General features: G+C 58.9%; 21 protein-coding genes. 14 read left to right on the top strand and 7 right to left on the bottom strand.

What is annotated here, in order from left to right:
* The first annotated feature begins 7 nt into the window (after window positions 1-7).
* The 7 genes from VGL70_01700 (at window position 8) to purF (ending at window position 7876) form a co-directional block, all read left to right on the top strand.
* Entirely contained in the window at window positions 8-1282 is a 1275-nt protein-coding gene (locus tag VGL70_01700; protein HEY3302229.1) for a pitrilysin family protein, read from the top strand.
* A 55-nt stretch (window positions 1283-1337) separates the two neighbouring features.
* Window positions 1338-1793: a dUTP diphosphatase gene (dut, locus tag VGL70_01705; protein ID HEY3302230.1), complete on the top strand. Its 456-nt coding sequence runs from the start codon at window positions 1338-1340 to the stop codon at window positions 1791-1793.
* Window positions 1794-1896: 103 nt separating this feature from the next.
* Entirely contained in the window at window positions 1897-3186 is a 1290-nt protein-coding gene (gene purB, locus VGL70_01710; GenBank protein HEY3302231.1) for an adenylosuccinate lyase, read from the top strand.
* 6 nt (window positions 3187-3192) lie between these two features.
* Complete coding sequence (gene purS / locus VGL70_01715) at window positions 3193-3435, top strand: phosphoribosylformylglycinamidine synthase subunit PurS (protein HEY3302232.1); 243 nt, start codon at window positions 3193-3195, stop codon at window positions 3433-3435.
* Between the two features lie 4 nt (window positions 3436-3439).
* A complete protein-coding gene (gene purQ, locus VGL70_01720; GenBank protein HEY3302233.1) occupies window positions 3440-4156 on the top strand; it encodes a phosphoribosylformylglycinamidine synthase subunit PurQ in 717 nt (238 codons plus the stop codon).
* Entirely contained in the window at window positions 4144-6402 is a 2259-nt protein-coding gene (gene purL, locus VGL70_01725) for a phosphoribosylformylglycinamidine synthase subunit PurL (protein ID HEY3302234.1), read from the top strand. The genes purQ and purL overlap by 13 nt, the downstream gene beginning before the upstream one ends.
* A gap of 43 nt (window positions 6403-6445) precedes the next feature.
* The gene (gene purF / locus VGL70_01730) at window positions 6446-7876 is read left to right on the top strand and encodes an amidophosphoribosyltransferase (GenBank protein HEY3302235.1); all 1431 of its coding nucleotides are present in this window, start codon (window positions 6446-6448) and stop codon (window positions 7874-7876) included.
* A gap of 492 nt (window positions 7877-8368) precedes the next feature.
* Here purF and VGL70_01735 read toward each other — a convergent pair whose 3' ends face one another.
* From VGL70_01735 to VGL70_01755, 5 genes are all read right to left on the bottom strand, one after another.
* Window positions 8369-8629 (bottom strand): SWIB/MDM2 domain-containing protein, encoded by a 261-nt coding sequence (locus tag VGL70_01735; protein HEY3302236.1) that lies wholly within the window; start codon window positions 8627-8629, stop codon window positions 8369-8371.
* Window positions 8630-8663: 34 nt separating this feature from the next.
* Entirely contained in the window at window positions 8664-10427 is a 1764-nt protein-coding gene (locus tag VGL70_01740; protein HEY3302237.1) for a hydantoinase B/oxoprolinase family protein, read from the bottom strand.
* Window positions 10424-10717 carry a hypothetical protein gene (locus tag VGL70_01745; protein HEY3302238.1) on the bottom strand — a complete coding sequence of 98 codons (294 nt, stop codon included), beginning with the start codon at window positions 10715-10717 and terminating at the stop codon, window positions 10424-10426. Before VGL70_01745 ends, VGL70_01740 begins: the two co-directional genes overlap by 4 nt.
* A 189-nt stretch (window positions 10718-10906) precedes the next feature.
* Window positions 10907-12652, bottom strand: a complete 1746-nt coding sequence (locus tag VGL70_01750) for a hydantoinase B/oxoprolinase family protein (protein HEY3302239.1) — start codon at window positions 12650-12652, stop codon at window positions 10907-10909.
* A 90-nt stretch (window positions 12653-12742) separates the two neighbouring features.
* Window positions 12743-14812, bottom strand: coding sequence for a hydantoinase/oxoprolinase family protein (locus VGL70_01755; GenBank protein HEY3302240.1), 2070 nt, complete (start codon window positions 14810-14812; stop codon window positions 12743-12745).
* A 174-nt stretch (window positions 14813-14986) separates the two neighbouring features.
* Between VGL70_01755 and VGL70_01760 the strand changes: the two genes are divergently transcribed.
* Complete coding sequence (locus VGL70_01760; protein HEY3302241.1) at window positions 14987-15217, top strand: hypothetical protein; 231 nt, start codon at window positions 14987-14989, stop codon at window positions 15215-15217.
* The gene (locus VGL70_01765) at window positions 15210-15821 is read left to right on the top strand and encodes a nucleotidyltransferase (protein HEY3302242.1); all 612 of its coding nucleotides are present in this window, start codon (window positions 15210-15212) and stop codon (window positions 15819-15821) included. The genes VGL70_01760 and VGL70_01765 overlap by 8 nt, the downstream gene beginning before the upstream one ends.
* Before the next feature lie 212 nt (window positions 15822-16033).
* On the opposite strand, the gene VGL70_01770 is transcribed toward VGL70_01765, so the two are convergent.
* On the bottom strand, window positions 16034-16315 hold the full coding sequence (locus VGL70_01770) for a hypothetical protein (GenBank protein HEY3302243.1): 282 nt from the start codon (window positions 16313-16315) through the stop codon (window positions 16034-16036).
* Window positions 16316-16654: 339 nt separating this feature from the next.
* Here VGL70_01770 and VGL70_01775 point away from each other — a divergent pair, with 339 nt between their 5' ends.
* From VGL70_01775 to VGL70_01790, 4 genes are all read left to right on the top strand, one after another.
* Window positions 16655-17842 (top strand): AIPR family protein, encoded by a 1188-nt coding sequence (locus VGL70_01775; GenBank protein ID HEY3302244.1) that lies wholly within the window; start codon window positions 16655-16657, stop codon window positions 17840-17842.
* A gap of 542 nt (window positions 17843-18384) precedes the next feature.
* The gene (locus VGL70_01780; GenBank protein HEY3302245.1) at window positions 18385-19008 is read left to right on the top strand and encodes a response regulator; all 624 of its coding nucleotides are present in this window, start codon (window positions 18385-18387) and stop codon (window positions 19006-19008) included.
* Window positions 19009-19118: 110 nt separating this feature from the next.
* Window positions 19119-19517, top strand: a complete 399-nt coding sequence (locus tag VGL70_01785) for an NUDIX domain-containing protein (GenBank protein HEY3302246.1) — start codon at window positions 19119-19121, stop codon at window positions 19515-19517.
* A 200-nt stretch (window positions 19518-19717) separates the two neighbouring features.
* Entirely contained in the window at window positions 19718-20716 is a 999-nt protein-coding gene (locus VGL70_01790) for an ABC transporter substrate-binding protein (GenBank protein HEY3302247.1), read from the top strand.
* Between the two features lie 15 nt (window positions 20717-20731).
* Here VGL70_01790 and VGL70_01795 read toward each other — a convergent pair whose 3' ends face one another.
* Window positions 20732-21940 carry an amidohydrolase family protein gene (locus VGL70_01795; GenBank protein ID HEY3302248.1) on the bottom strand — a complete coding sequence of 403 codons (1209 nt, stop codon included), beginning with the start codon at window positions 21938-21940 and terminating at the stop codon, window positions 20732-20734.
* On the opposite strand from VGL70_01795, the gene VGL70_01800 reads away from it, so the two are divergent.
* A complete protein-coding gene (locus VGL70_01800) occupies window positions 21939-23633 on the top strand; it encodes an amidohydrolase family protein (GenBank protein HEY3302249.1) in 1695 nt (564 codons plus the stop codon). The two genes, VGL70_01795 and VGL70_01800, sit on opposite strands and share 2 nt — an antisense overlap.
* Window positions 23634-23641: the final 8 nt, after the last annotated feature.

Here is a 23641-nt window from a genome sequence, read left to right on the forward strand (position 1 = left end):
CTTTTAAATGTTTAAAAAGACCGTTCTCGACAACGGCATTCGCATCCTCACCCGCGAGATGCCGGATGCGCGCTCCGTCAGCTTGGGAATCTGGGTAGAGAACGGCTCGCGCCACGAATCGCGCCAGCAGAACGGCATCTCGCACTTTCTCGAGCACCTCTATTTCAAGGGCACGGAGCGGCGCAACGCGACCCAAATCGCCGAGGAGATGGACTCCGTCGGCGGCGTGCTCAACGCCTTTACCGCCAAGGAGTACACCTGCTACTACGTCAAGGTGCTGGACGAGAACCTGTCCCTGGCCGTCGATCTGCTCGCCGATATTTTTCTCCACTCGGTTTTCGACCCGGAGGAGATCGAGCGCGAGAGAACGGTGATCCTGCAGGAGATCTCGCAGTCCGAAGACACGCCCGACGATTACGTGCACGATCTTTTCAGCCTGGATTTTTTTCCCGATCACCCGTTGGGGCGGCCGATCTGCGGCGACGCGGCCACCGTCGGCAACATGCATCGGGACGATTTTCTAAACTTCGTCCGCGAGCGTTATCTTCCCGGCCGGGTGATCGTCGCGGCCGCCGGCCACCTGAGCCATGAATATCTCGCGGCGGAGATGAGCCGGAGGTTAGGGGTGGTCCAAAGTGCCGAATCCAAAATCGAAAATCTAAAATCTAAAATCGAGGGCTCTCCCAAGCTTCAGGCCGGTATTTTCCAGCACGCAAAGGCCTTGGAACAGGTCCATCTATGCTTCGGCGTCGGCGCGATCCACCAGTCGCATCCGAAGCGCTACGCCGCCTATGTCCTCAACACCATTCTCGGCGGCGGCATGAGCTCCCGTTTGTTCCAGGAGATCCGCGAGAAGCGCGGCAAAGCATACTCGGTTTACTCCTTTCTTTCCTCATATCGGGACGTCGGGTATCTGGGGATTTACGCCGGCACGAGCCTCGACTGGACGGAAGAAGTCGTCGAGCTGATTCTCAGCGAGATGAAGCGGATGGGCGCGGGCAATATCCGCAACGAAGAAATCGAGCGGACGAAAAGCCAATTGGTCGGCAACATGATCCTGGGACTCGAGAGCTCAGACTCCTGGATGAGCCATATCGCCAAGGACGAGATCTATTTCGGCAAAGCCAACTCTTTGGAGGACATCATCCAGGGAGTTCGCTCCGTGTCGCGCGAGGAGGTCGTCGGGCTCGCCGCATCTATTTTACGGCCCGAGGCTATGGCGCTCACGCTCCTGGGCGACATCGATAAGAAAAAACTGGACCTGAGCAGCGCATTCCATTAGGATAATAGCGGGAGATGGACATCATCTCTCGCTTTCCGATTTCATTTTCTTTCATATGGAGGAGGTCCGGATTCAAATCAAGCGTGTGCGCACGCGGGAGGAAGAGTTTTCCCTTCCGGCCTATATGACCGAAGGCTCGGTAGGAATGGACCTCGGGGCGGACCTGGATGAGGATTTGATCCTTCAGCCGCTGGCGCGCGCGTTGATCCCGACCGGCATTGCGGTAGCCTTGCCGCTCGGCTTCGAGGCCCAGATTCGGCCGCGCAGCGGCTTGGCGCTGCGTGACGGGGTCACTCTCGTCAATAGTCCGGGAACGATCGATTCCGACTATCGCGGCGAGATTCAGTTGATCGCCATCAATCTGGGAAAAGAGCCGGTCGTCATTCGCCGCGGCCAGCGGGTCGCGCAGATGATCGTGCAGCGCGTCTGCAGAGTGAAGTGGCAGGAGGTCGAGGAACTGCCGGCCTCGGAGAGACAAGGAGGCGGGTTCGGCCACACGGATAAAAAATAATGTTGAGTTTTTGATTTTGAATATTTTGAATGTTAAATTTCAAAAAAGAACTCCGATAAGTCAAAACTCAAAATTCATAATTCGAAATTCGGGTTTGAACCAGATGATTGCACGTTATACTCGACCTGAGATGGGCCGGATCTGGACCGAGGAAAACCAGTTTCAGAAATGGCTCGAAGTTGAGGTGCTAGCTACAGAAGCGCTGGCCGAGCTTGGACAGGTGCCAAAGAGCGCCGCCGCACGCATCCGAAAAAAGGCCCGCTTCAACGTCGCGCGCATCCGCAAGATCGAGGCGGAGGTCAAGCACGAGACGATCGCGTTTCTAAGCTCGGTGGCGGAGTACGTCGGCGGCGACGCGCGCTACATCCACGTCGGGATGACTTCCTCGGACGTGATCGACACGGCGTTTGCGTTGCAGCTCAAGGAAGCGTCCGCCATTCTCATCGAGGACGTCAAAGATCTGATCAAAATACTGCGGCGCCAGGCATTCAAATACAAAAACGTTCCGATGATCGGCCGCACGCACGGCGTCCACGCCGAGCCCATCACGTTCGGACTCAAGCTCGCGCTGTGGCACGAGGAGATGAAGCGCAACCTGGAGCGCTTGCAGAGCGCCGCCGCCGAGGTCAGCGTCGGCAAGATTTCCGGCGCGGTGGGAACTTTCGCCCAGATCTCGCCCAAGGTCGAAGCTTACGTCTGCCGGAAGAGCGGTCTCAAGGCCGCGCCGGTCTCGAATCAGATCATCCAGCGCGACCGCCACGCGGTTTTCTTCGCCACATTGGCCGTCATCGCCGGCTCCCTCGAAAAATTCGCCGTCGAAATTCGCCACCTGCAGCGGACCGAGGTCCAAGAGGCGGAGGAGCCATTCACGGCCGGGCAAAAAGGCTCGTCGGCCATGCCGCACAAGAGAAACCCGGTGCTGTCGGAAAATATTTCCGGCCTTGCACGGCTCATGCGCTCCTACGCCATGGCCGCGCTCGAAGACATAGCGCTGTGGCACGAGCGCGACATCAGCCATTCCTCGGTCGAGCGCGTGATCGCGCCCGACGCCACGATCCTGCTCGACTACATGCTCGGCCGGATCGCCTACGTGCTCGGCGATCTCGCCGTCTATCCGGAAAACATGAGGCGCAACCTCCAGAAGAGCGGCGGCGCGATTTTTTCCGAGCGGGTCTTGCTTCGATTGGTCGATAAAGGCATCGCGCGCGACCGGGCCTACCGCATGGTCCAGCGCCACGCGCTCAAAGTCGGCAAAGAGGGCGGCGATCTGAAGCGTGAGTTAATGGGCGATCCGGAGATCCGGCGCTATCTCTCCGCCCGCGAGATCGAGGACAGCCTGGACTTGAAGCACTATCTCAAGAACGTCGATACGATCTTCAAACGGGTGTTTTAACCGATCATGCGTGTTAAAATTTTTATCTCGTTCAAGGACGGCGTGCTGGACCCGCAGGGCAAGGCGGTCGAAAGATCGCTGCACACGCTCGGCTACGGCGAGGTCCGGGACGTGAGGATGGGAAAATATCTCGAGATCGAGCTGGAGGCCGCTGCGCGCGAGACGGCGGAGGCGCGCGTGCGCGAGATGTGCGACAAGCTGCTCGCCAATCCCGTGATCGAGGATTATAGATTCGAAATTCAGGAGTAATGCTATGCGCTGGGGAGTGATCGTGTTTCCCGGATCGTGCGACGACCACGACGTCTACGACTGCCTGAAGCGCGTGCTCAAGCAAAAGGTCGAGTTTCTCTGGCACAAGGACCGTCTCAACCGCAACATCGACTGCGTCGTGTTGCCGGGCGGGTTTTCCTACGGCGATTATCTCCGCTGCGGCGCGATGGGCCGCTTCTCGCCGATCATGCGGGACGTGATCGAGTTCGCCGGCCGCGGCGGACTCGTGCTCGGCATCTGTAACGGCTTTCAAACCCTCTGCGAGGCCGGCCTCCTTCCCGGAGCGCTCGTGCGCAACGCGTCGCTCCAATTTGTCTGCCGGCCGGTTTATCTCCGCGTCGAAGAGACCGACACGCCGTTTACCTCGGCGGCGAAAAAAGGACAGCTCTTGAAGCTTCCCGTGAAGCACGGCGAGGGCTGCTACTACGCGGACGATGTCACGCTCAAGCGCCTCAATAAAAACCGCCAGGTCCTGGTTCGTTACGTGGATGCCAAAGGCCGGCCGACGCCCGCCGCGAACCCCAACGGATCCATCGATAATATTGCCGGCGTCTGCAACGAGGGACGAAACGTATTCGGACTGATGCCGCATCCGGAGGACGCGAGCGAGAAAATCCTCGGCAGCGAGGATGGACTCAAAATCTTTTCTTCGATCGCCGCCGCGGGCGGCAAGCGCGAGAAGAAGGCATGGGCCGGGTAGCCGAAAAAGCTTTGTCCCAGACCGCGCTCACTCCCGAGGTCATCGCCGCCCATGGTCTCACGGACGAGGAGTACCGGAAGATCGTCGATCTTCTCGGACGCGAGCCGAACTACACCGAGCTCGGCGTCTTCTCGGTCATGTGGTCGGAGCATTGCAGCTATAAAAGCTCCCGTCTGTTCCTCAAACGACTTCCCACCGAAGGCAAAGCCGTGATCCAGGGGCCGGGAGAGAACGCCGGCGTCGTCGACATCGGCAGCGGTCTTGCCGCGGTCTTCAAGATGGAGAGCCACAACCATCCGTCGTTCATCGAGCCGTACCAGGGCGCGGCGACCGGCGTCGGCGGCATCCTGCGCGACGTCTTCACGATGGGGGCGCGGCCCGTCGCTTCTCTCAACTCGCTCCGCTTCGGCAGCTTCGATCATCCGCGCACGCGCTATCTCCTCGGCGGCGTCGTCGCGGGCATCGGCGGCTACGGCAACTGCATCGGCGTGCCGACCGTCGGCGGCGAAGTTTTCTTCGACGAATCCTACAACGCCAACATTCTGGTCAACGCCTTCACGCTCGGCATCGCCAAGAAGCAGCGCATCTTCAAGGGCCGTGCGACCGGAGTCGGCAACCCGGTGATCTACGTCGGCGCCAAAACCGGACGCGACGGCATTCACGGGGCGACGATGGCGTCCGAATCGTTCTCGGACGAGTCCGAGAAAAAAAGGCCGACGGTCCAGGTCGGCGATCCGTTTACGGAGAAGCTCCTGCTGGAAGCCTGCCTGGAGCTGATGAAAGGCGATCTGGGTGATCTCATTGTGGGCATTCAGGACATGGGCGCCGCCGGCCTCACCAGCTCGTCGGTGGAGATGGCGGACCGGGCCGGGACCGGCGTCGAACTCGAGCTGTCGCGCGTGCCGCTGAGAGAAACCGGCATGAGCCCTTACGAGATCCTGCTCTCGGAATCCCAAGAACGGATGCTCCTGGTGGCGAAAAAAGGCCGCGAGGCGGAGGTCAAGAAAATTTTTCAACGCTGGGACCTGGACGCGGTCGTGATCGGCAAGGTGACGAAGGACCGGACCTTCCGCGCCCTCTTCAACGGCGTCGAGGTCGCGCGGATTCCGGTAGCGGCGCTGACGTCCGCAGCGCCGGTTTACCAGCGACCGGCGGAGCGCCCGGTGGCTCTCGACGAGATTCAAAGGCTCAACCTAGACGAGATTCCGGCGCCGGCGAATCTGGAGACGGCGCTGAAGCTCTTGCTCGATTCGCCCAACATCGCGTCGAAGGAATGGGTTTACCGGCAGTACGACCACCTGGTGCGGAGCAACACGGTCGTCGGGCCTTCGGCCGACGCGGCGGTGATCCGGATCAAAGGCGTGAAGCAGGGGTTGGCCCTCACCGTGGACGGCAACGGGCGCTATTGCTTCCTCGATCCCTACGTCGGCGGAATTCTTGCCGTGTCGGAAGCGGCGCGCAATCTCGCCGCGGTCGGCGCGCGCCCGATCGGCTTGAGCGACTGCCTCAACTTCGGCAGCCCGGAGCGGCCGGAGGTGATGTGGCAGTTTTCCCAGGTCATCGAGGGCATGCGCGCCGCCTGCGCCGCCCTCGGAGTGCCGGTTGTGAGCGGCAACGTGAGCTTCTATAATGAAACCGATGGAGTGCCGATTTACCCCACGCCGACGATCGCGATGGTCGGTCTCCTGCCCAGGGTCGAGCGGCACGTCACGCCCTGGTTCAAGACGGTAGGGGACGTTATCGTGCTTCTCGGCCGGACGCGCGAGGAGCTCGGCGGCAGCGAGTATCTGAAGATCGTTCACGGGTTGGTCAAAGGGACGCCGCCGTGGATCGATTTGCGGCTGGAGCGGGCCGTGCAGCAGGCGTGCATCAACGCGATCGAGAAGGGGATCGTTCGCTCCGCGCACGACGTTTCCGACGGCGGCCTGGCGGTCGCGCTCGCGGAATGCTCGATCTCCGGGCCGGACAAGCCGCTCGGCGCGCGGATCGAGCTGCGCGAGATGATGCGGGGGGACGCGTTGCTCTTCGGCGAGTCTCAGTCGCGCATCGTCGTTTCGGTCCGGGAAAAAGATCTGGCGCGGCTCCGGCAAATCGCCGCCGAGGAGGGAGCGCCGATGCAGGTGCTCGGCGAGGTCGGAGGGTCGAGGCTGTCGATTCAGTCGCTCGTGCAGTTGCCGGTAGAAGAGATGCGGTCTATATGGGTGCACAGCCTGGAGCGGCGGCTGAAGGGAAAGGATGAAGGATGAGGATGAAATCAAAGTGGGGATAAGGTAAAGAGGTAAGGGATCAATGTTCGATAAGTTCCACGAAGAATGCGCGGTGATGGGCGTCTACGGCCATCCCGAGGCGGCCAACCTGGTCTATCTCGGCCTCTACGCGCTGCAGCACCGCGGCCAGGAATCTTCCGGCATCGTCTCGTCCGACGGCAAGATCCTGATCTCGCACCGGCAGATGGGACTGGTCGCGGACATTTACAAAGAAGACGTGATGCGGCGGCTCGAAGGGCCGAGCGCGATCGGCCACAATCGCTACTCCACCACCGGGCAGAGCCACCTGCGCAACGCGCAGCCGTTCGTTGTCGAATACTCCCAGGGCCCGATCGCCATCTCGCATAACGGCAATCTCGTCAACGCGCACGTGCTCCGCGAGGAGCTGGAAATCTCCGGCTCGATCTTCCAGTCCACCTCAGACACCGAGGTGATCATCCATCTGATCGCGACCTCCAAAGAACAGAGCCTGATGAGCCGCATCGTCGAGGCGCTCAGCCGCGTCCGCGGCGCGTACTCACTGCTCTTTCTCACGCCGGAGCGGATGATCGCCGCGCGCGATCCGAGCGGGTTCCGCCCGCTCGTCCTCGGCAAGCTCAAGTCGTCGACGCCGCGCGGCGGCTTTGTCGTCGCCTCGGAGACCTGCGCGTTGGACCTGATCGAGGCCGACTATCTGAGGGAAGTCGAGCCGGGCGAGATCATCACCTTCGGCGCGCGCGGGATGGAGTCGCTGAAGCCGTTTCCGCCCTCGCCGCACGCGAAATGCATCTTTGAATACATTTATTTCTCGCGGCCCGACAGCAATCTCTACGGCCGCAACGTCTATCAGGTGAGAAAAGAGCTGGGGCGCCAGCTTGCGCGCGAGAGCGCGATCGAGGCCGACCTCGTAACGCCGGTGCCGGACTCGGGCGTGCCGGCGGCGATCGGCTTCGCCGAGGAGTCGGGCATCCCGCTGGAGTTCGGGCTGATCCGCAACCATTACGTGGGCCGGACCTTCATCGAGCCACAGCAGTCGATCCGCCACTTCGGCGTCAAGATCAAGCTCAACGCCCAGCGCGAGGTGCTGCAAGGAAAGCGGGTCGTCGTGGTGGACGATTCGATCGTGCGCGGCACGACGAGCCGGAAGATCATTCGCATGCTGCGCGACGCCGGCGCCAAGGAAGTGCACATGCGTATCAGCTCGCCGCCGACGATCAGCCCCTGCTACTACGGGATCGACACGCCGACGCGCGCCGAGCTGATCGCCTCCACGAATTCCACCGAGGAGATCCGCAAGTTCATCGAAGCAGACACCCTCGCTTATCTCAGCCGCGACGGGATGTATACGTTTCTGAAGAACGGCGAGAAGCAAGGCTTCTGCGACGCCTGCTTCAGCGGCGATTATCCGGTCCACTTCGACGACGAGGGCCACACCCGCCAGCTGCACCTCTTCGACGCTCTCCAGCAGCGATAGGAGGACGGCCATAAAGACCCAACTCCTTCGTTGTGCTCGGCCCGCTTCGCGTCAACGTACTAAAAGAGTACGCCTCCGCTCGCGGACCTTCGCACGCCTCGGATTTGGGCCTTTCTGACCGTCCTCAAACTTTTTGGAAGACTTCAAATCAGCTTCGAGAAACCCCCAGGCGGGCGTTAAGATTGTTGCGCTCGATCGCGTCTCGCTCGACGTACTAGAAGAATGCGCCTGCGCTCGCCGATTCTTCGTGCGCCTCGTAGCTGGAGCGTTTCTGACCAGCTCTAGACGTTGGAGTGAAGAACGCCTATATAGCCATAACGTCATTCTGAGCGAAGCGAAGAATCTCTCCGCGTCGTTGACAAGTCCCCAGTGATTGACAAGCTGCACCTAGGAATGGCCGTTTGTAAGACCTGAATTAAGACAAAGAACGGCCATGACAAACGAGATGTCGTTTGCCCTGGCCGCTCTCAGAAAATTTGGGGAAGGGTTTTGCTACTTGAGATGACGACTGACCAGCTTGGTCATCTCAAACATCGTGACCTTTTTCTTGCCGCCGAAGACCGCTTTGAGGCTGTCGTCGGCGTTGATCATCGTCCGCTTCGTTTTGTCCTGGAGCCCTCTGCGCTTGATATACTGCCAGAGCTTCTTGGTGACCTCGGTGCGCGGAAGAGCCTTGCTCCCCACAACCTCTGCCAAAGCCGCGGACGGTTGCATCGGTTTCATGAATGCAGCATTCGGTTTGCGTTTCGCCATTTTCTCCTCCTTGGAGTTATTTACTAGTTGGAGTTTATAGCAAAGGAAAGTTTTGTTTACCAGCTTTTTTTTCATTTTTTCGTAGGGCGCGGGTCGCATCCCTGTCCACCGTCCAATCGCCGTTTTCCACCCCGAGCGCCACCCTATAATCCGCCCACGCGCTGGCGGCGGTGACGTAGCCCTGGCGGACGTCCTCGAGAACCTTTTCCGCCGGCCGCTCCAGAGCATCGGCCATGCCGCCGCCTCCGGGGCGATCCAGGCGCAGGAGGTCACCCTTGCGGAGAATGTAATCGCCGAAGCGGGAGGGGAGCCGTTTTTCGTCTTTCGTGCCGGGATTGACGATGCACGCTCCTTTTATTCCCGGTTTTCCTCCCTCGGCGCCCTGGGGCGCGATCAAGTGTTTGTCCGTGCGCATGGAGAAACGGACTTCATCCTGGAGGATGCGGCATTCGCGGACGAAGCCGAGCCCGCCGCGGAACTTGCCCGCGCCGCCGGAATCGGCGATCAGCTCGAAGCGCTCGACCCGGGTGGGAAACTCCGACTCGATGATCTCCACCGGCGCGGTGCGGCAGTTGCTCAAGTGAAAAGCCATTGCCGAGACGCCGTCTTGGCCGGATCTCGCGCCGGTGCCGCCGCTGAATATCTCGTAGTGGACGTAGTCTCTCCCGCCGCCGCTTCGTCCTCCCAGCACCATGGCCGCGCTGCCGGAGCTACCGGCGACTCTCTTCTCCGGCGCGAAACGGGCCAGCGCTCTGAAGAGCGCTTCCACCACGGCCAGCGCCGTCGGCATATACGTGTTGACTGCGCCCGGAAAGCGCGGATGGAGCACGCTGCCTTCGCGGAATGTTGTCCGGCTCACCGCGGCGAGACCCTGATTGATCGGCAAGCATGGATCGACCAGAGAGATGAGGCAGTAAGAGCAACAGGCCCGTACCAGCGACGGCCGGATATTCGCCGGGCCGTGCGTCTGATCGCTCGACCCGCTGAAATCGAAATCGATTCGATCGCCCCGCTTTTCCACTTTCACGTGAATTCGGATGGGACGATCGAGATCGATGCCGTCATGATCCACGAAGCTCTCTCCCTCAGACGCGCCGTCCGGCCACGAGGCGATCGCTTGCCTGACCCGCGCTTCCGTATAGGAAGAGAGCAGCGTCGTCGCCGTGAGAATAATTTCTTTGCCGTAGCGGTTCATCAACTCCGCGAGCCTTTTTTCGCCGAGACGGTCCGCGCCGACCTGCCCGCGAATATCGCCGATCACAAGCTCGGGCGTGCGGCTGTTGGCGCTGATGAGAGCCTCGATCTCTCTCACGGTTTGATGTCGCGCGGCGAATTTCACCGGCGGCAGGTGCAGACCTTCCTGAAAAATTTCCCGTGCCTGGCCCGAGCCGCTTCCGGGCACCATGCCGCCGATATCGCTCTTGTGCGCCATGTTGGCGGCAAAGCCGACCCAGTCATCGTGAAAAAAGATGGGCGTCAGGACCGCCATGTCCGGCGCGTGCGGGCTCCCGCCCAGATACGGATGGTTCATGATGAACGCATCGCCGTCGTGAAGCTCAGAGCGCTTGAAGTGTGTGAGCAGTCCTTCGGCGCAGGCGGGAAACGCGCCCATATGAAGCGGCAGTACGACGTGCTGGGCGATCACCTCGCCGCGGCAGTTTAGAATCGCGCAGCTTGCGTCCTGGGATTCGCGGATGATCGTGGAGAAGCCGGTGCGGAAGAGCGAGTTCTGCATCTCCTGGACGATGCCGGCGAGACGCGCCTGAATGATCTGAAGGGTTATTGCATCAACCGTCATGCTGATGCACCGAGCGCTTGATAGTAGCGATCATCAATGTAGCGTCGCGCCGCCGGGAGCGGCAGCGAAATACGCCCGCTCTCTGCGAGCAGCTCAAGCACAGCGAGCACTCCGGTCTCCGTGGGCGCGAGGCTCGGCGGCGAGGATGGATTCAGATAGAGATCGTAGGTCTGCTCCGCCTGAGCCGGCGGCGTTTCCGTTGCGCGACTCAAAATATCCACGGCTCTGGAGCGATCCGCCACGTTTGCAAGCCATTCCCACGCGTCCTTAAGCGCTCTAAGGAAGTTCACGAATCTTTCATTGACTGCGCCTGTTTTTCGGACGACGCAGACCGTGAACGGATATGCAGGCGCGGCTTCGGTTGAGGAGCCGAGTCATTTTTGTCATCCTGAGCGTCAGCGAAGGATCTCGACCGAAGTCCCATTCCTCATGCGAGATTCTTCGTCGCCTTCGGCTCCTCAGAATGACATAGGAGTCTTTCAGCGGTCTGCAAGTGTTCTTCGCGCTTCGCTCGTCTGCTTCTCGTCGATGGAAAAATCGCCGTTTCCGGATTCGATCGCCACGCCGTATAGCTCGCGCGCTTTCTCCATCGAGACGTAGCCGTTCTTCACGTCGGCCAAAACTTTCAACGGCTCACGCTCCAGCGGATTTCCCAGGCCGCCGCCTCCCGGAGTATCCAGGCATACGACGTCGCCGGGATGGAGCAGATGATCGGAGTAGCGCGAAGGAATGATTTTTTCTTTTTCGGTGTTGGGATTGAGAGTGCACTTTCCCGGTTTTCCGGAAAAGCCGCCCTCGATTCCTTTTGGCGCTACGGCATGCTTGGTGGATCGGAGCGCGAAGCGCGCCTCCTGGTCGAGAAATTCATATTCGCGCACGAACCCCAAACCGCCGCGAAACTTGCCGGCGCCGCCGGAGTCGGAGATCAGCTCGAAGCGCCGGATGCGCGTGGAGAATTCGGATTCGACGATCTCCACCGGAGCGATGCGGGCGTTCGACTGATTGACGTTGGTGCCGGAGACGCCGTCCTTGCCGCTGCGTCCGCCGGAGCCGCCGCCGAAAATCTCGTACTGCACGTAGCTCCGGCCGGTCTTGTTGCTGCGGCCGCCCACGATGATCGAGCGGCTGCTGCACCCGTCCGCCACTTTTTTGTGCGGCGTGATCCGGCTCAAGCCCTCGAAGAGCGCTTCGACCAGGGCGTGCACCGTGGGGTTATACGTGTTCACCGGCGCGGGGAAGCGCGGGTTGACGACGCTGCCGTCGCCGACTTTGATTTCGATCACCCGCGCCATGCCGTGGTTGATCGCGAGCGCCGGATCGACCAGCGCGATCAGACAGTAGGCGCACGCGGCGCGTACGACGGTAGGCCGGATGTTGGCCGGTCCTTTGGTCTGCGCCGCCGAGCCGGTGAAGTCGAAGAATAGGCGGTCGCCTCTTTTCTCGAGCTTCACGTGGATGCGCACGGGTTTGTCCAGCTCGATGCCGTCGCTGTCGACGAAGCGTTCGCCTTCGCCGTTGCCGTCCGGCCACGAGGCGATCTCGCGCCGCACTTTCGACTCGGTCAGCGCAAACAGCGCATCGTAAGAATCGAGCACGGTCTCGCGGCCATATCTTTCCATCAGCTCCTGAAAGCGTCTTTCGCCCAGGCGGTCGGCCCCTACCTGGCCGCGCATGTCGCCGATCACCAGCTCGGGCGTGCGGCTGTTGGCGCCGATGATGTTCTCGATGTCGCCGCTCGGCTCGAAGCGCGCGACGTACTTGATCGGCGGAAGATGAAGCCCTTCCTGAAAAATCTCCCGCGCCTGGCTCCAGCAGCTTCCCGGAACCGGCCCGCCGATGTCGCTTTTGTGCGCCATGTTGGCGGCGAAGCCGACCCACTCGCCCTCGTAAAAAATCGGCGTCAGCACCGCCATGTCCGGCGCGTGCGGGCTCCCGCCCAAGTAGGGATGGTTGGTGATGAAAGCGTCGCCTTCGTGAATCTCGGAAGGCGCGTAGTGCTTGAGCACGCCAGCAGCGCACGCGGGAAAGGCGCCCATGTGGAGCGGCAGGACGACGTGCTGCGCGACGACTTCTCCGCGACAATTTAAAATCGCGCAGCTAGCGTCCTGCGATTCGCGGATGATCGTGGAGTAGCCGGTGCGAAAGAGGGAGTTCTGCATCTCCTGGACGATGCCGGCGAGGCGCGCTTGGATCACTTGGAGAGTTATCGCATCGACCGAAGCCATGAATACCTTGAGTTTTAACCACAAAGAACGCAAAGGGAAGTCCTTCAGACCCTTTTGAGTGCTTTGTGTTCTTTGCGGTTGATTTTCTCCCTACCGCTTGGCCGTGACGATGAGGTTACAGTAATGATCAACCACCGCCGTCTGCTCCGGGTGGATCACCGTCGTCGTGTCAAGTTGCTCGATCACCGCCGGCCCGGCGATCTGGTGGCCCGGCTCCAACAGGTCGCGGCGGTAAATCACGCAATCGAGCAGGCCGTGCTCTTTGCCGAAGAAGATTTTTCGCTCTCCGGTTCTAGCGCCCTCGATTTTTCTTCCCGTCGGTTTCGCCGGAGAAAGCTTCGCCGGGGGAACCATTCCGTGCGAAACCAGGCGCAGGCTCACCAATTCGACCGGCTCGGATTCCGCCTTGTGTCCGTGGGCTTGTTCATGCTGAGCGTCAAAGCGCCGGCGCATGAGATCCAAATCCGCTTTCTTCAGCGGCGGCAGCGGCGAGGTCACGGTCAGCTCGTATCCCTGTCCCGCATAGCGCAGATCGAGAAAAGCTTGCCACGCGATCTCGCCGTCGCCGAAGCCTTCACCGCGGAGATCGTTCTTTGCCTGGTCGGTAAGCTGGGAGAAAAGGCCGTTGATCTCATCGAGATCCAATTCTTTCAGCGGCGCGAGCTTCGATCTCACGTAATCGTGCTTGACGTCGGCAAGCAATAGTCCAAGCGCTGAAGTCACGCCGGGAGTCAATGGGATGAGCAGCGTCGGGATTCCGAGGTCGAGGGCGATCCTTCCGGCGTGCATCGGGCCGCCGCCGCCGAAGGCGATCAGCGTGAAGTCGCGGATGTCGTAGCCGCGCTGGGACGAGACCGCCTTGATCGCTTCTTCCATTTTGACGTTGATGATCTTGAGAATGCCGTCCGCGGATTCGAGCACGTTCAGGCCGAGCGGCTTCGCGATCTTTTCTTCGAGGAGCTTTTCGGCTTTCGCGCGGTTGAGCTTCAACCGGCCGCCGAGAAATTTCTCCGGGTGGAGCACGCCGAGAACGAGATTCGCGTCGGTGATGGTGACCTCTTCTCCTCCCTGGTCATAGCCGATCGGCCCGGGATCGGCGCCGGCGCTGTCCGGTCCGACATGGACGCCGCCGACGGCGTCGATGCGCGCGATCGTTCCGCCTCCGGCGCTGACCGTATGGATGTCGAGCATGGGAAGGCTGATCGGGCGCTGGTTAATCCTGCCTTGGGTCGTGACGCCCGGATTTCCTTCGTGGATGAGCGCCACGTCGCAGCTCGTGCCGCCCATGTCGAAGGTGATGACGTTTTTGATTCCCGCGAGCCGGCTGATGCCGAGCGAAGCGATGACGCCGCCGGCCGGGCCCGAGAGAACGGTCGCGACGGGTTTTTTTGCCGCGCTCTTAAACGTCGCCACGCCGCCGTTCGACTGCATGATATAGAGTCTCGGCGTCGCCACGCCGATCTCCCGCAATCTTTGCTCCAACCGGCCGAGGTAGCGGCTCATCACCGGGGCGATGTAGGCGTTGATCACCGTCGTGCTCAGCCGGTAGAACTCGCGGATCTGCGGCAGCACTTCGCACGAGAGCGACAGGCTCGCTTCGGGAAACTCGCGTTCGACGATTTCCTTGATCGCGAGCTCATGGCCGGGATTCAAGAATGAAAAGAGAAAGCAGGCGGCGATCGACTCGACTTTTTTCCGCTTCAGCCTGCGGACCGCCTGTAACGAAGATTCGACGTCGATCGGTTTCAGCACCGCGCCGCGAAAATCCACCCGCTCGGCAATTTCTTCGGTATAGTACGGTTCGGCGAGCAGCCTTGGCTTCTCAAAAAACAAATCGTACGTCGCTGGCCCGTAGCCGCGCGACTGCTCCATGACTTCGTAAATGCCGCGAAATCCTTCTGTCACGAGCAAACCGGTGCGCGCGCCCTTCTCTTCGAGCAGCGCGTTGGTGCCGACGGTGGTGCCGTGAGAGAAAAAAGAGATGTCTTTCGCCGCGCCGCCGCGGTCGAGCAGCTCTTTGACGCCGTTGAGCACCGCTTGAAACGGTTCCTTCGGCGTCGAAGGAAGTTTTGTGATGCTGATCTCACCGGACTCTTCGTTGAAAAAAACAAAATCCGAAAACGTCCCGCCCGTGTCCACCGTCACGCGGTACTTGGCCATCGTGAGTCTGGCGTAACATTATTCACATGGCCGTTCAACTATGGGCGTAACATTGGCTTCGAAGGTCCCTCGGGTCGCTTGGTTTTAGCCGGCCATCCCTGGTATATTTAGCCCTGAGATTTTCCGTTCAACGGGGCAACTAAGCGGTGGATGTCCTGGGACAAAAGGGATCGAATGAAAAATCGCATCACAAGCGCGGAAGCTAAGAGTTTTAGGGAGCGGTGGAAAACTGTCAACGCCGCCGAGCGGGAGGAACTACTCAAGACTCCAGTCATGCGCAAACTGCTTCAACTCGCTGCTCTCATGGCTTCAGTAAAACCCATGGGGTGGACTGAGGCGCTGGCGGCCGAAGAGGCCGAGGTGCGAGACCGCTGGAGCCGGCTCAGAAAGGCATTAGGTGGGTAAGCCGGAAGAGGCCTTGGCTCCTCTCTTAGCAGCTTTACGCGATCTCGTCTTGTGGTTTGAAAACGCGGACATTCGTGGCGCAGTCATAGGCGGCGTGGCCGCTTCCCTGCTTGGCCGCCCGCGAGTCACGCGGGACGTGGACGCTCTCGCGGTGTTAGATGAACAACAGTGGGAAAAATTCCTCAGCGCAGGGGCAGGGTTCGGGTTTGTCCCAAGGCGTCCTGACGTGCTCCCGTTTGCACGAAGCACGCGCGTTCTATTGGTCCGTCATCACGCAAGCGGCATCGACGTAGATATTGTTTTTGCCGGCTTGCCATTCGAAAAAGAAGCGGTGGCTCGCGCCGAGTCACTGAACTTGGGCGGTTTGCGCATTCCTCTGGTCGTTCCCGAAGATTTGATTATCATGAAGGCAGTCGCTCGCCGACCGCGTGACATCGCGGACATCGAGGCCCTGCTTGACGTTCATCCCAAGCTGAACCTAAGAAGAGTCCGCCGCTGGGTGCGGGAATTTTCGGCCGCGCTGGGAATGCCGGATATCCTGCGCGATTTGGAAAGTATTTTAAAACGGCGGCAGGGGAAAAAACGAAAAAAGTCTCGCCTCTAGAAACTCTCGACGCGAAGCGTCTCCAGCCTTAAACAAAATCCGAAAACGTCCCGCCCGTGTCTACGGTGACGCGGTACTTTGCCATCGTGAGTCTGGCGTAACATTATTCGGAAGGAGCTTCAACCAAGAGTCGGCGGCTGTTGGCTTGCTGGAGAAATCAAGATGACTTTAAGAGGGCAAGAAAGGCGGCGGGTGGAAAGAATCGGGGTGTGTTAGTCAGGCGTGTTCCGATGGCGGACCTCCTTAATTGCTTCACTCACGACTTGACGGGCCTCATCTTCATCGACCGCCCGGTTTCGTTCCCAGCTCTGGTCAAGAAGGGCAAGGACTTCTGCTCGCTTCTGAGAAAGCTTCTCGACCTGCCAGGCTGGGACAACGCCAACTAAAGGTTTACCAGCCATCTCAAGAACGTATTCGCCGTTTTCAGGATCGAACCGTTTTAGGAAGTCTTTCACCTGAGCCGACGCATCGTCGATAGGGACACGCTTGGCCATTTCGTTTCTCCTTCAGTCTCAAGGTTAGCTTGGCGGTCTTGGCCTGTCAAATGCGAGAAATTTCGCCGGACTCTTCGTTGAAAAAAACAAAATCCGAAAACGTCCCGCCGGTGTCCACGGTGACGCGCTACTTGGCCATGGTGAGGTTCACGTAACATTATTCGAAAGGAGGTTCAATGAGACAGGTTAAGGGTGGGACAGTAAAAAAGATTTATGTTGACTTCCGCTTTCGACGGGCATAAAAAGAAGATCAGCTTTGCCATGGTGGCGAGCACGCTATTGTAGGGGTCCTCCCCTCAAGGCGGAGTTAAAGGCGTGCCCTTTACTAGAGGAGGTTTTATGGACTCACCCACCCGTTTCACTTTTCCCGTTATTTCTTTCCGCCATCTCGAGACCCCGTTCCAGAAACAGGGTTATCGGGATTATTTTGCTGTTGTGGAGGTACAGCAGTTACCCGACCTGAGCGGTTGGCGGAAGATCAACGTTCGCGACCCGAAGCTCACGGGCTCTCTCCCCGAGAAAATCCGCGGTAGTGTTCGTGAGAATCCGGAAATGTTTCTATTCATGAATCGCGGCATTGTGTTATCAGCGGAGTCTGTCTCATTTGACAACAAAAGTTCGAAACTCACAATTACGGTAAGAGATCCGAACTTGCATGGACTGTTAGACGGAGGACATAGCTATAACATCCTGCTTGAGGAACGCGAGGGCCTGGAAGAATCCCAGTACGTCAAATTGGAGATCCTTGAGGGCTTTCGGTCGGAAGAAATTCCAAATCTCGTTGACGCCCGAAATTCTTCCACGCAGGTCCGTGATCAGAGCCTGATGAATCTTAGCGGAGAGTTCGAGAAGCTCAAGCAGGCAATTGTAAAATATCGGTATTCAGAGCTGATCGCATACAAGGAGCACGAAGTTCTCGAGGACGGAAGTTCGAAACCGATCGATGTCCGCGACATTATAGCGATTCTCACGACCTTTGACCGCGACCACTTCGATGACAAGGCCCATCCGATCAACGCGTACAGGTCAAAGGCGGCATGTCTCCAGCATTTTTCTGAAAACAAAAAATCATATGAAAAGATTTACCCGCTGGCACATGACATCCTGCAGCTCTATGATTACATTCAGCTGCACCTTCCTGATCTTTACAATAAAGTTCGCGCCAAAAGCGAGGGCGGAGTCGCAGGAGGCAAATTCGGTCGACTTACCGGCGTCACAACGTACAAAGGTAAGCGGAAAGCGACGTTGTACTTCGTCAACAAAGAATCGAAATATGGAGTCCCGGCTGGTTTTGTCTATCCCATTTTGGGAGCCTTTAGAGCTTTGTTGGAGGAAAAGAGTGGACGGTATATCTGGGGGAAAAACCTGGACCCGTTCGAGCTTTTGGAAAACGGCCTCGGAGAACGACTGGCTGATACTATTGGTAATTTTGCCCTCGACGCGAGGAACCCATCCAAAACGGGAAAATCTCCCCTGGTTTGGCAGGCATGTTATCAGGCCAGTCAGGTCGCGTATTTAACGGCATAGAGCCATTTGGCGATCTGGACGGGAGGCGCTGGGATACTGTAGCGCCTCCCGTTGCCTTTAAAGGTGTCGCGATTGATAATAGTTCACCGCGAGCGATTGGCACAGAGAGTTCTAGGAGGAGCACATGCAGGACACGAATTGCTGTTGTGTTCGATTTTGATGACACTCTCGCGCACGGATATTCCTTGCTTTTCGATGCTCCGCGCAAACAAAAACGTTCTTGACAAAGTTTTTGTAGATGAGCGATATTACTTCAAATTTGGCTCAAGACCCTCTGAACTATCTTCGGGCGACAATGACAGAGCCGTTATACAAAGAGATTTGGCAGGACTTCCGCCCCTATGTGCGCGCAATTATCGGGGACCTTTTAGTAGTAACCGCCCTTTGGCTACTTCTAGCTGGTTTCAAGTGGGTCACGACCCTGATACCAATAAAGGGAAAAGCCGCAGAAGTCATCACTGACATTCACTCCGCTGGCGTTGTCGCAGTGTTTGGCATCTTGGCAGGGTTTCTAATTTGGGATATTATTACATTGAAGCGGAGTGAGCACAGGGAAAGATCTAGCCGCAATGACTAGAGACACAAGAACTTATCCGGAGTATGTCAGTAGGCTTTTCCTTGGACTGGCTGTACTTGTTTCTGTAATGCTGGCGGCCGGGTTTACTCGTACGTTAGGGGTACCCGAGACACTTTTCTACTATGGTGTCTTCGGCCTATCAATGTTGTTGACTATGTCAGGCCTAGCTTGGTCACATATTCGCCGCGAAACATCTTCTAGACTGAAATCAGTTCTTATCGTCGAACAGGAAGAGCAGTTGCGTGCGACCTTTTCAGCATTTTGGGAGCATCAAGGGTGGAATGTGCGCACGGTAGCATCCAGCATCGATGCTCTCCAGATGTTAAGTCGGAGCGGTTCGCGGTACGACTTGATTATAATGGATATCGTACTTCCAAACATAAATGCTTTAGAGTTGATAAAAGGTCTAACCGAGAGTTTACCTGATCAATCAATCATCGTCATGCAAAAGGACGAGTCGAAAGATGCACAGGGGAAGCATCTGCGATTTCAGATCGTTGAGTCCACTGCACCTCGTTCGATCCACCGGCTTTTTCAAAAGCTCCTTCGCGAACCAACTCTTTCTCGGGTAGCCGGCGAATCAAACTAATCTGTTTGCATATAGCGCCCTACCTTTAGCCGCACGTAGGAGCGGTCTAGAAACAACTGTTGCGGAAGCTCAAACTGACATTTTTAGCGTTCTGATTCACAGCAAATTTAATGCTTAACGCCATCGTTGCCGTCATCGTCAATGGCGACAAGATTCTCCTGATCGAACGAGGGCCCGCCGTGCCGTTCACGGGATATTGGGGGCCCCTCAGCGGCAAGGTCGAGCCTGGAGAAAGTCAGGATGCTGCCGTCATTCGCGAGTCGATGGAAGAAGTCGGGCTGACGGTTCGGCCGGTGCGCAAGGTGTGGGAGAACATTTCCACGGGCGGACATTACCGGTTGCACTGGTGGCTGGCTGACTATGTGGGCGGAGAATTGCTGCTGGATGAAAGGGAGGCAGCCGCCGCCCGATGGTGCACGGTCGAAGAGATCGCTTCGCTGAAGATCTTTGAGGGAGACCGGGAGTTTTACGAGAAAGTGCTCCCGTCCCTGCTAGAAGCGCGGCACTGAGATGAGTCTCGCTCGACTGACGGCGATGTACGGCAAGCTCGAGGGCGCCGAGGGAAAATTCGCCCGCGATGTGGCGGGCTACATCGGGATAGAAGCCGGGGATCTATACTAAATGGGGAATCGATCTCTCGCCCAGCAATCCTCCTTGACACTCAACCCTCTTTCTCTTTAGGATTGCGGCCGTACCATCCGGAGGACCGATGAAGAAAATCTTCCGCGCGTGCCTTCTCGCGCTGCTTCTCGTCGCGGCCTCACTGGCATCGACTCCCGCCCAGGAAAAGAAACTCGACAAGATCCGCGTCGGCGGCGGCTCGGCGTCGGCGACGCAAATGTCGATGTGGCTCGCCAAAGAGGGAGGCTTTTACGAGAAGAACGGGCTCGCCATCGAGGCGATCAGTATTCCGGGCAGCTCGCTCGCTCTCCAGGCGATGCTTGCCGGTGAAGTGCCCATCATCCAGCTTGGCGGCGCCGCGTCGATTCAAGCTAATTTTTCCGGCGCCGACACCGTCATCATAGCCACGATCGTGCGCAAGTTTCTATTTTCGATCTTCGCCCGGCCGGGCATCGAGCGCATGGAGGATTTGCGCGGCAAGGTGTTCGGCGCAACCCGCTTCGGCACGCTCTCGGACCTCGCCTCCAGGTTTGCTCTACGGGCCCATGGCATCGATCCGGATAGAGATATCACGATGGTGCAGACCGGTGGCCCGGCTGAAACGGTAACGGCTATGGCTGCAGGAAAGGTCCATGCGGCAGCGATAAGTCCGCCGGCGACCTTGCAGGCGCGGCGGCTCAAGCTGAAGGAGCTGCTGGATTTGTCCAAGCTGGACGCGGAGTATCACGTCAACGGCGTCGTGACGAGCCGGAGATATCTGAAGAGCCATGAGGATGTCGTGCGGCGCTTTCTCAGGGCCTACATCGAGGGCGCGGCGCGCGGCCGGAAGGACAAGAGCTTTGCGGTGAAGGCGATGGGAAAGTATTTCAGGACCGACGACCAGGAAATACTCGAAGAGACTTATGAAACGGTCATCAAATCCTTCTCTATCCCGCCCTATCCATCGCTCCAGGGGATAGCGAGCTTGCTGCAAGGGCTGGAAAAACAAAATCCCAAGGCCAAGGGCGCGAAACCGGAAGAGTTCTCGGACAGCCGCCTCGTCAGGGAACTGGATCAGAGCGGCTTTATCAAATCGCTGCTGCCCTGATCCGAGGAGCGACGCTCAAAGCGCGTAAAATTTTCTCGGATTGTCGTAGAGGATTTTTTTCTTCGAAACGCGCGCGAGATCTTTGCGCTCACAGAACTCTTTCACCAGCTTCCCGAGGTCGGTTTTGGTCGCTTCGTGCGGGAAGTCGGAGGCCCAGAGCAGGCAGCCGTCGCCCAACAGCTCGATGTCGCGGCGCGTCGTCATCTCTTCGCCGCATTGAAAGAAAAGCCGCTTGCGGGCGAGAAGGTCGCTCGGCAAGACCGGCCGCTCTTTCCGCGGCACGCGCTCCAGCCGCTCCTCGATTTTGCCGATCATATAAGGAACCCAGCCGCAGCCGGCCTCGAGAAAGCCGAGTCTTAGCCTTTTGAGCTTGTCCATCAGGCCCGAGAACATGATGTTCGTGAACTGGCGCATCTGCGGAATGACGTGCGCCAGAGCGGCCACCTCGTTGGGTTGCAAAAAGCGATCGTTGTCTCTGAGCGACGTGCATGAATGAACGGAAAGCGCGCAGCCGAGCCGGTCGGCTTCCTCGAAGATCGGCCGGTACTGAGAATGGCCCAGCGGAAGCGGCAGGCCTTCGGCCGGCAAGATCCCTCCCACCATGCCGTAGCGCTTCACCGCCCGGCGCAATTCTTTGACCGCGCTTTGGATATCCTGCAGCGGCAGCAGCGCCATGCCGCGGAATCTTTCGTCGCGGCTCAAGAACCGATCATGGAGGAAGTCGTTGTAGGCGCGGCAGAGCTCGGCCGCGTACTCGGGGTTGCCGATCTGGCCGATGTGCATGAAGCGGGTGGGATAGAGGACGGTTAACTCGATCTTTCCCTCGTCGAGCTTCTCCGCCCACTCGCGCCAATCCGGCACGCGGAAATCCTGGCGCCGGTAGTCGTTCTGAGGGATCGAGCGGTGCCAGCCGTGATGCGGCACCAGCGGAAAGTACAGCATCGCGTCGCGCCGCGACCTGTAGCCCGGAGACATATATTCGATGATCTCTTTGTCGGTCTCGCGGACGTGTCCGTCCGAGTCGATGACGTGGGCCGGCGTCGCCGAGCGAGTCCGAGAGCGCCGTCCCGGCTTGCCGTTCCTCATGTCGGGTTTGTTGCATAGAGCCTCGTGGCTTGTCAACGAAGCGCGGCTCGGTGACAGGAAATCCCTCTTCGGTTCCAGCTTGATCGTCTTTTCCAACGGGTGTATGTGAGGGTTGGTTTCAGCGGACCAATCCAACATGCCTTACGATATCCTCATCAAAGGGGCGCGGGTGATCGACGGCAGCGGGACGCCTTCCCACACGGGCGACGTCGCGGTGCAACGGGGGAGGATCGCGGAAGTGGGCCGCATTAACGGCGGCGCTTGGCGCGTAATCGACGCCGGCGGTCTCGCCCTATCGCCGGGCTTCATCGACTTCCACACGCACCTAGACGCCCAGCTTCTCTGGGATCCGATTGCGACTTCGTCGTGCTGGCACGGAATCACGACGGTTATTCCGGGAAACTGCGGCCTCACGCTTGCGCCGTGCCGTCCGCAAGACAGAGAGAGCACGCTCGGAAGCTTCGTGCGCGTCGAGGCCATGCCCCTCCAGGTCCTCAGGTCTGCGGTCAATTGGGAGTGGGAAACTTTTCCCGAGTATCTGAATCGTCTCGACGGCAGGCTCGGCGTCAACGTCGCGGCTCTTCTCGGCCACTGCGCGCTGCGCCAGTACGTCATGGGCGACGCGGCATGCGAGCGGGAGGCGACAGACGACGAGATCGGGAGGATGAAAAACATTCTCAAGGAGAGCGTGCGCGCCGGCGCGATCGGATTTTCCACCAACCAGAATCCGGTGCACATGCGCACCGACGGCAGGCCGATTCCCAGCCGCCTCGCCGCGGAAAAGGAGATTCTGGAGCTTGCGGGGGTCTTGGGCGATCTGAATCGCGGATCGGTTCAGATCTCGGTAGGAACTCCCGGCATAGCGGTTCCCGCCGACAAGGCGGTAGGATGGTTCAATCGCATCGCCGCGCGCGCGAGCCGCCCCGTCGTCTGGCAAAGCATCGCTCACCGTTGGGACCAGCCCGATCTCTGGCGCCAGCTTCTCGATTTGGCCAAAGAGAGTCAGGCCGAAGGCGTTCCATCGTATCCGCTCTGCAACGCGCGCCTGTTCAACAATCGCTTCAATCTGAAAAACGCCCAGGTCTTCGACGATCTGCCGACGTGGAAGGAAACTCTATTCACGCCTCTCGACGCGAGAATCGAGCGCTTCCGCGATCCCGAGCTGCGAAAAAAACTCCGCGAGGAGGCGGTGGAAAATCGCTTTCGTTCGCGCTTTTCCCGGCGCTGGGATCTCGTCTACATGATCAAAGCGGCGAGCGCGAAAAATAAATCGCTGGAGAAAAAAAGCGTTGCCGAGATTGCCGCCATGCAGGGAAAAGAAGTGATCGACGCGTTTCTCGATCTCTCTCTGGAAGAAGGTCTGGAGACGCAGTTTCAGACTTCCAGCACCAACGGGGACGAGAGCGCCGTGGCGGAGATTCTCCGAAGCCCTTACACTCTGGTCGGCCAGTCCGACGCGGGGGCGCATCTCATCTACGACAGCGGTTACGGCTACGCGACGCGCTTTCTCGGATATTGGATCAGGGAGCGAAACGTCATGGGCCTCGAAGAAGGCGTGCGCAAGCTCACTTCCATGGTCGCTTCAATCTTCGGCCTTCAAGACCGCGGTCTGATCCGCGCGGGCATGGCGGCGGACCTCGTTCTCTTCGATCCCGAAACGGTGGGCGACTCCGAGCCGGAGATGGTAAGCGACTTGCCCGGAGGGGAAAAGCGGCTCGTCCAGAAATCCACGGGAGTGCAAATGACGATCGTGAACGGCCAAGTGCTCACTGAAAACGGCAAGCATAGCGGCGCGCTTCCCGGAAGGGTATTGGGAAAGGATGAGGGATGAAGGATGAA

The organism is Candidatus Binatia bacterium (assembly GCA_036504975.1).
GTDB lineage: Bacteria > Desulfobacterota > Binatia > UBA9968 > UBA9968 > JAJPJQ01.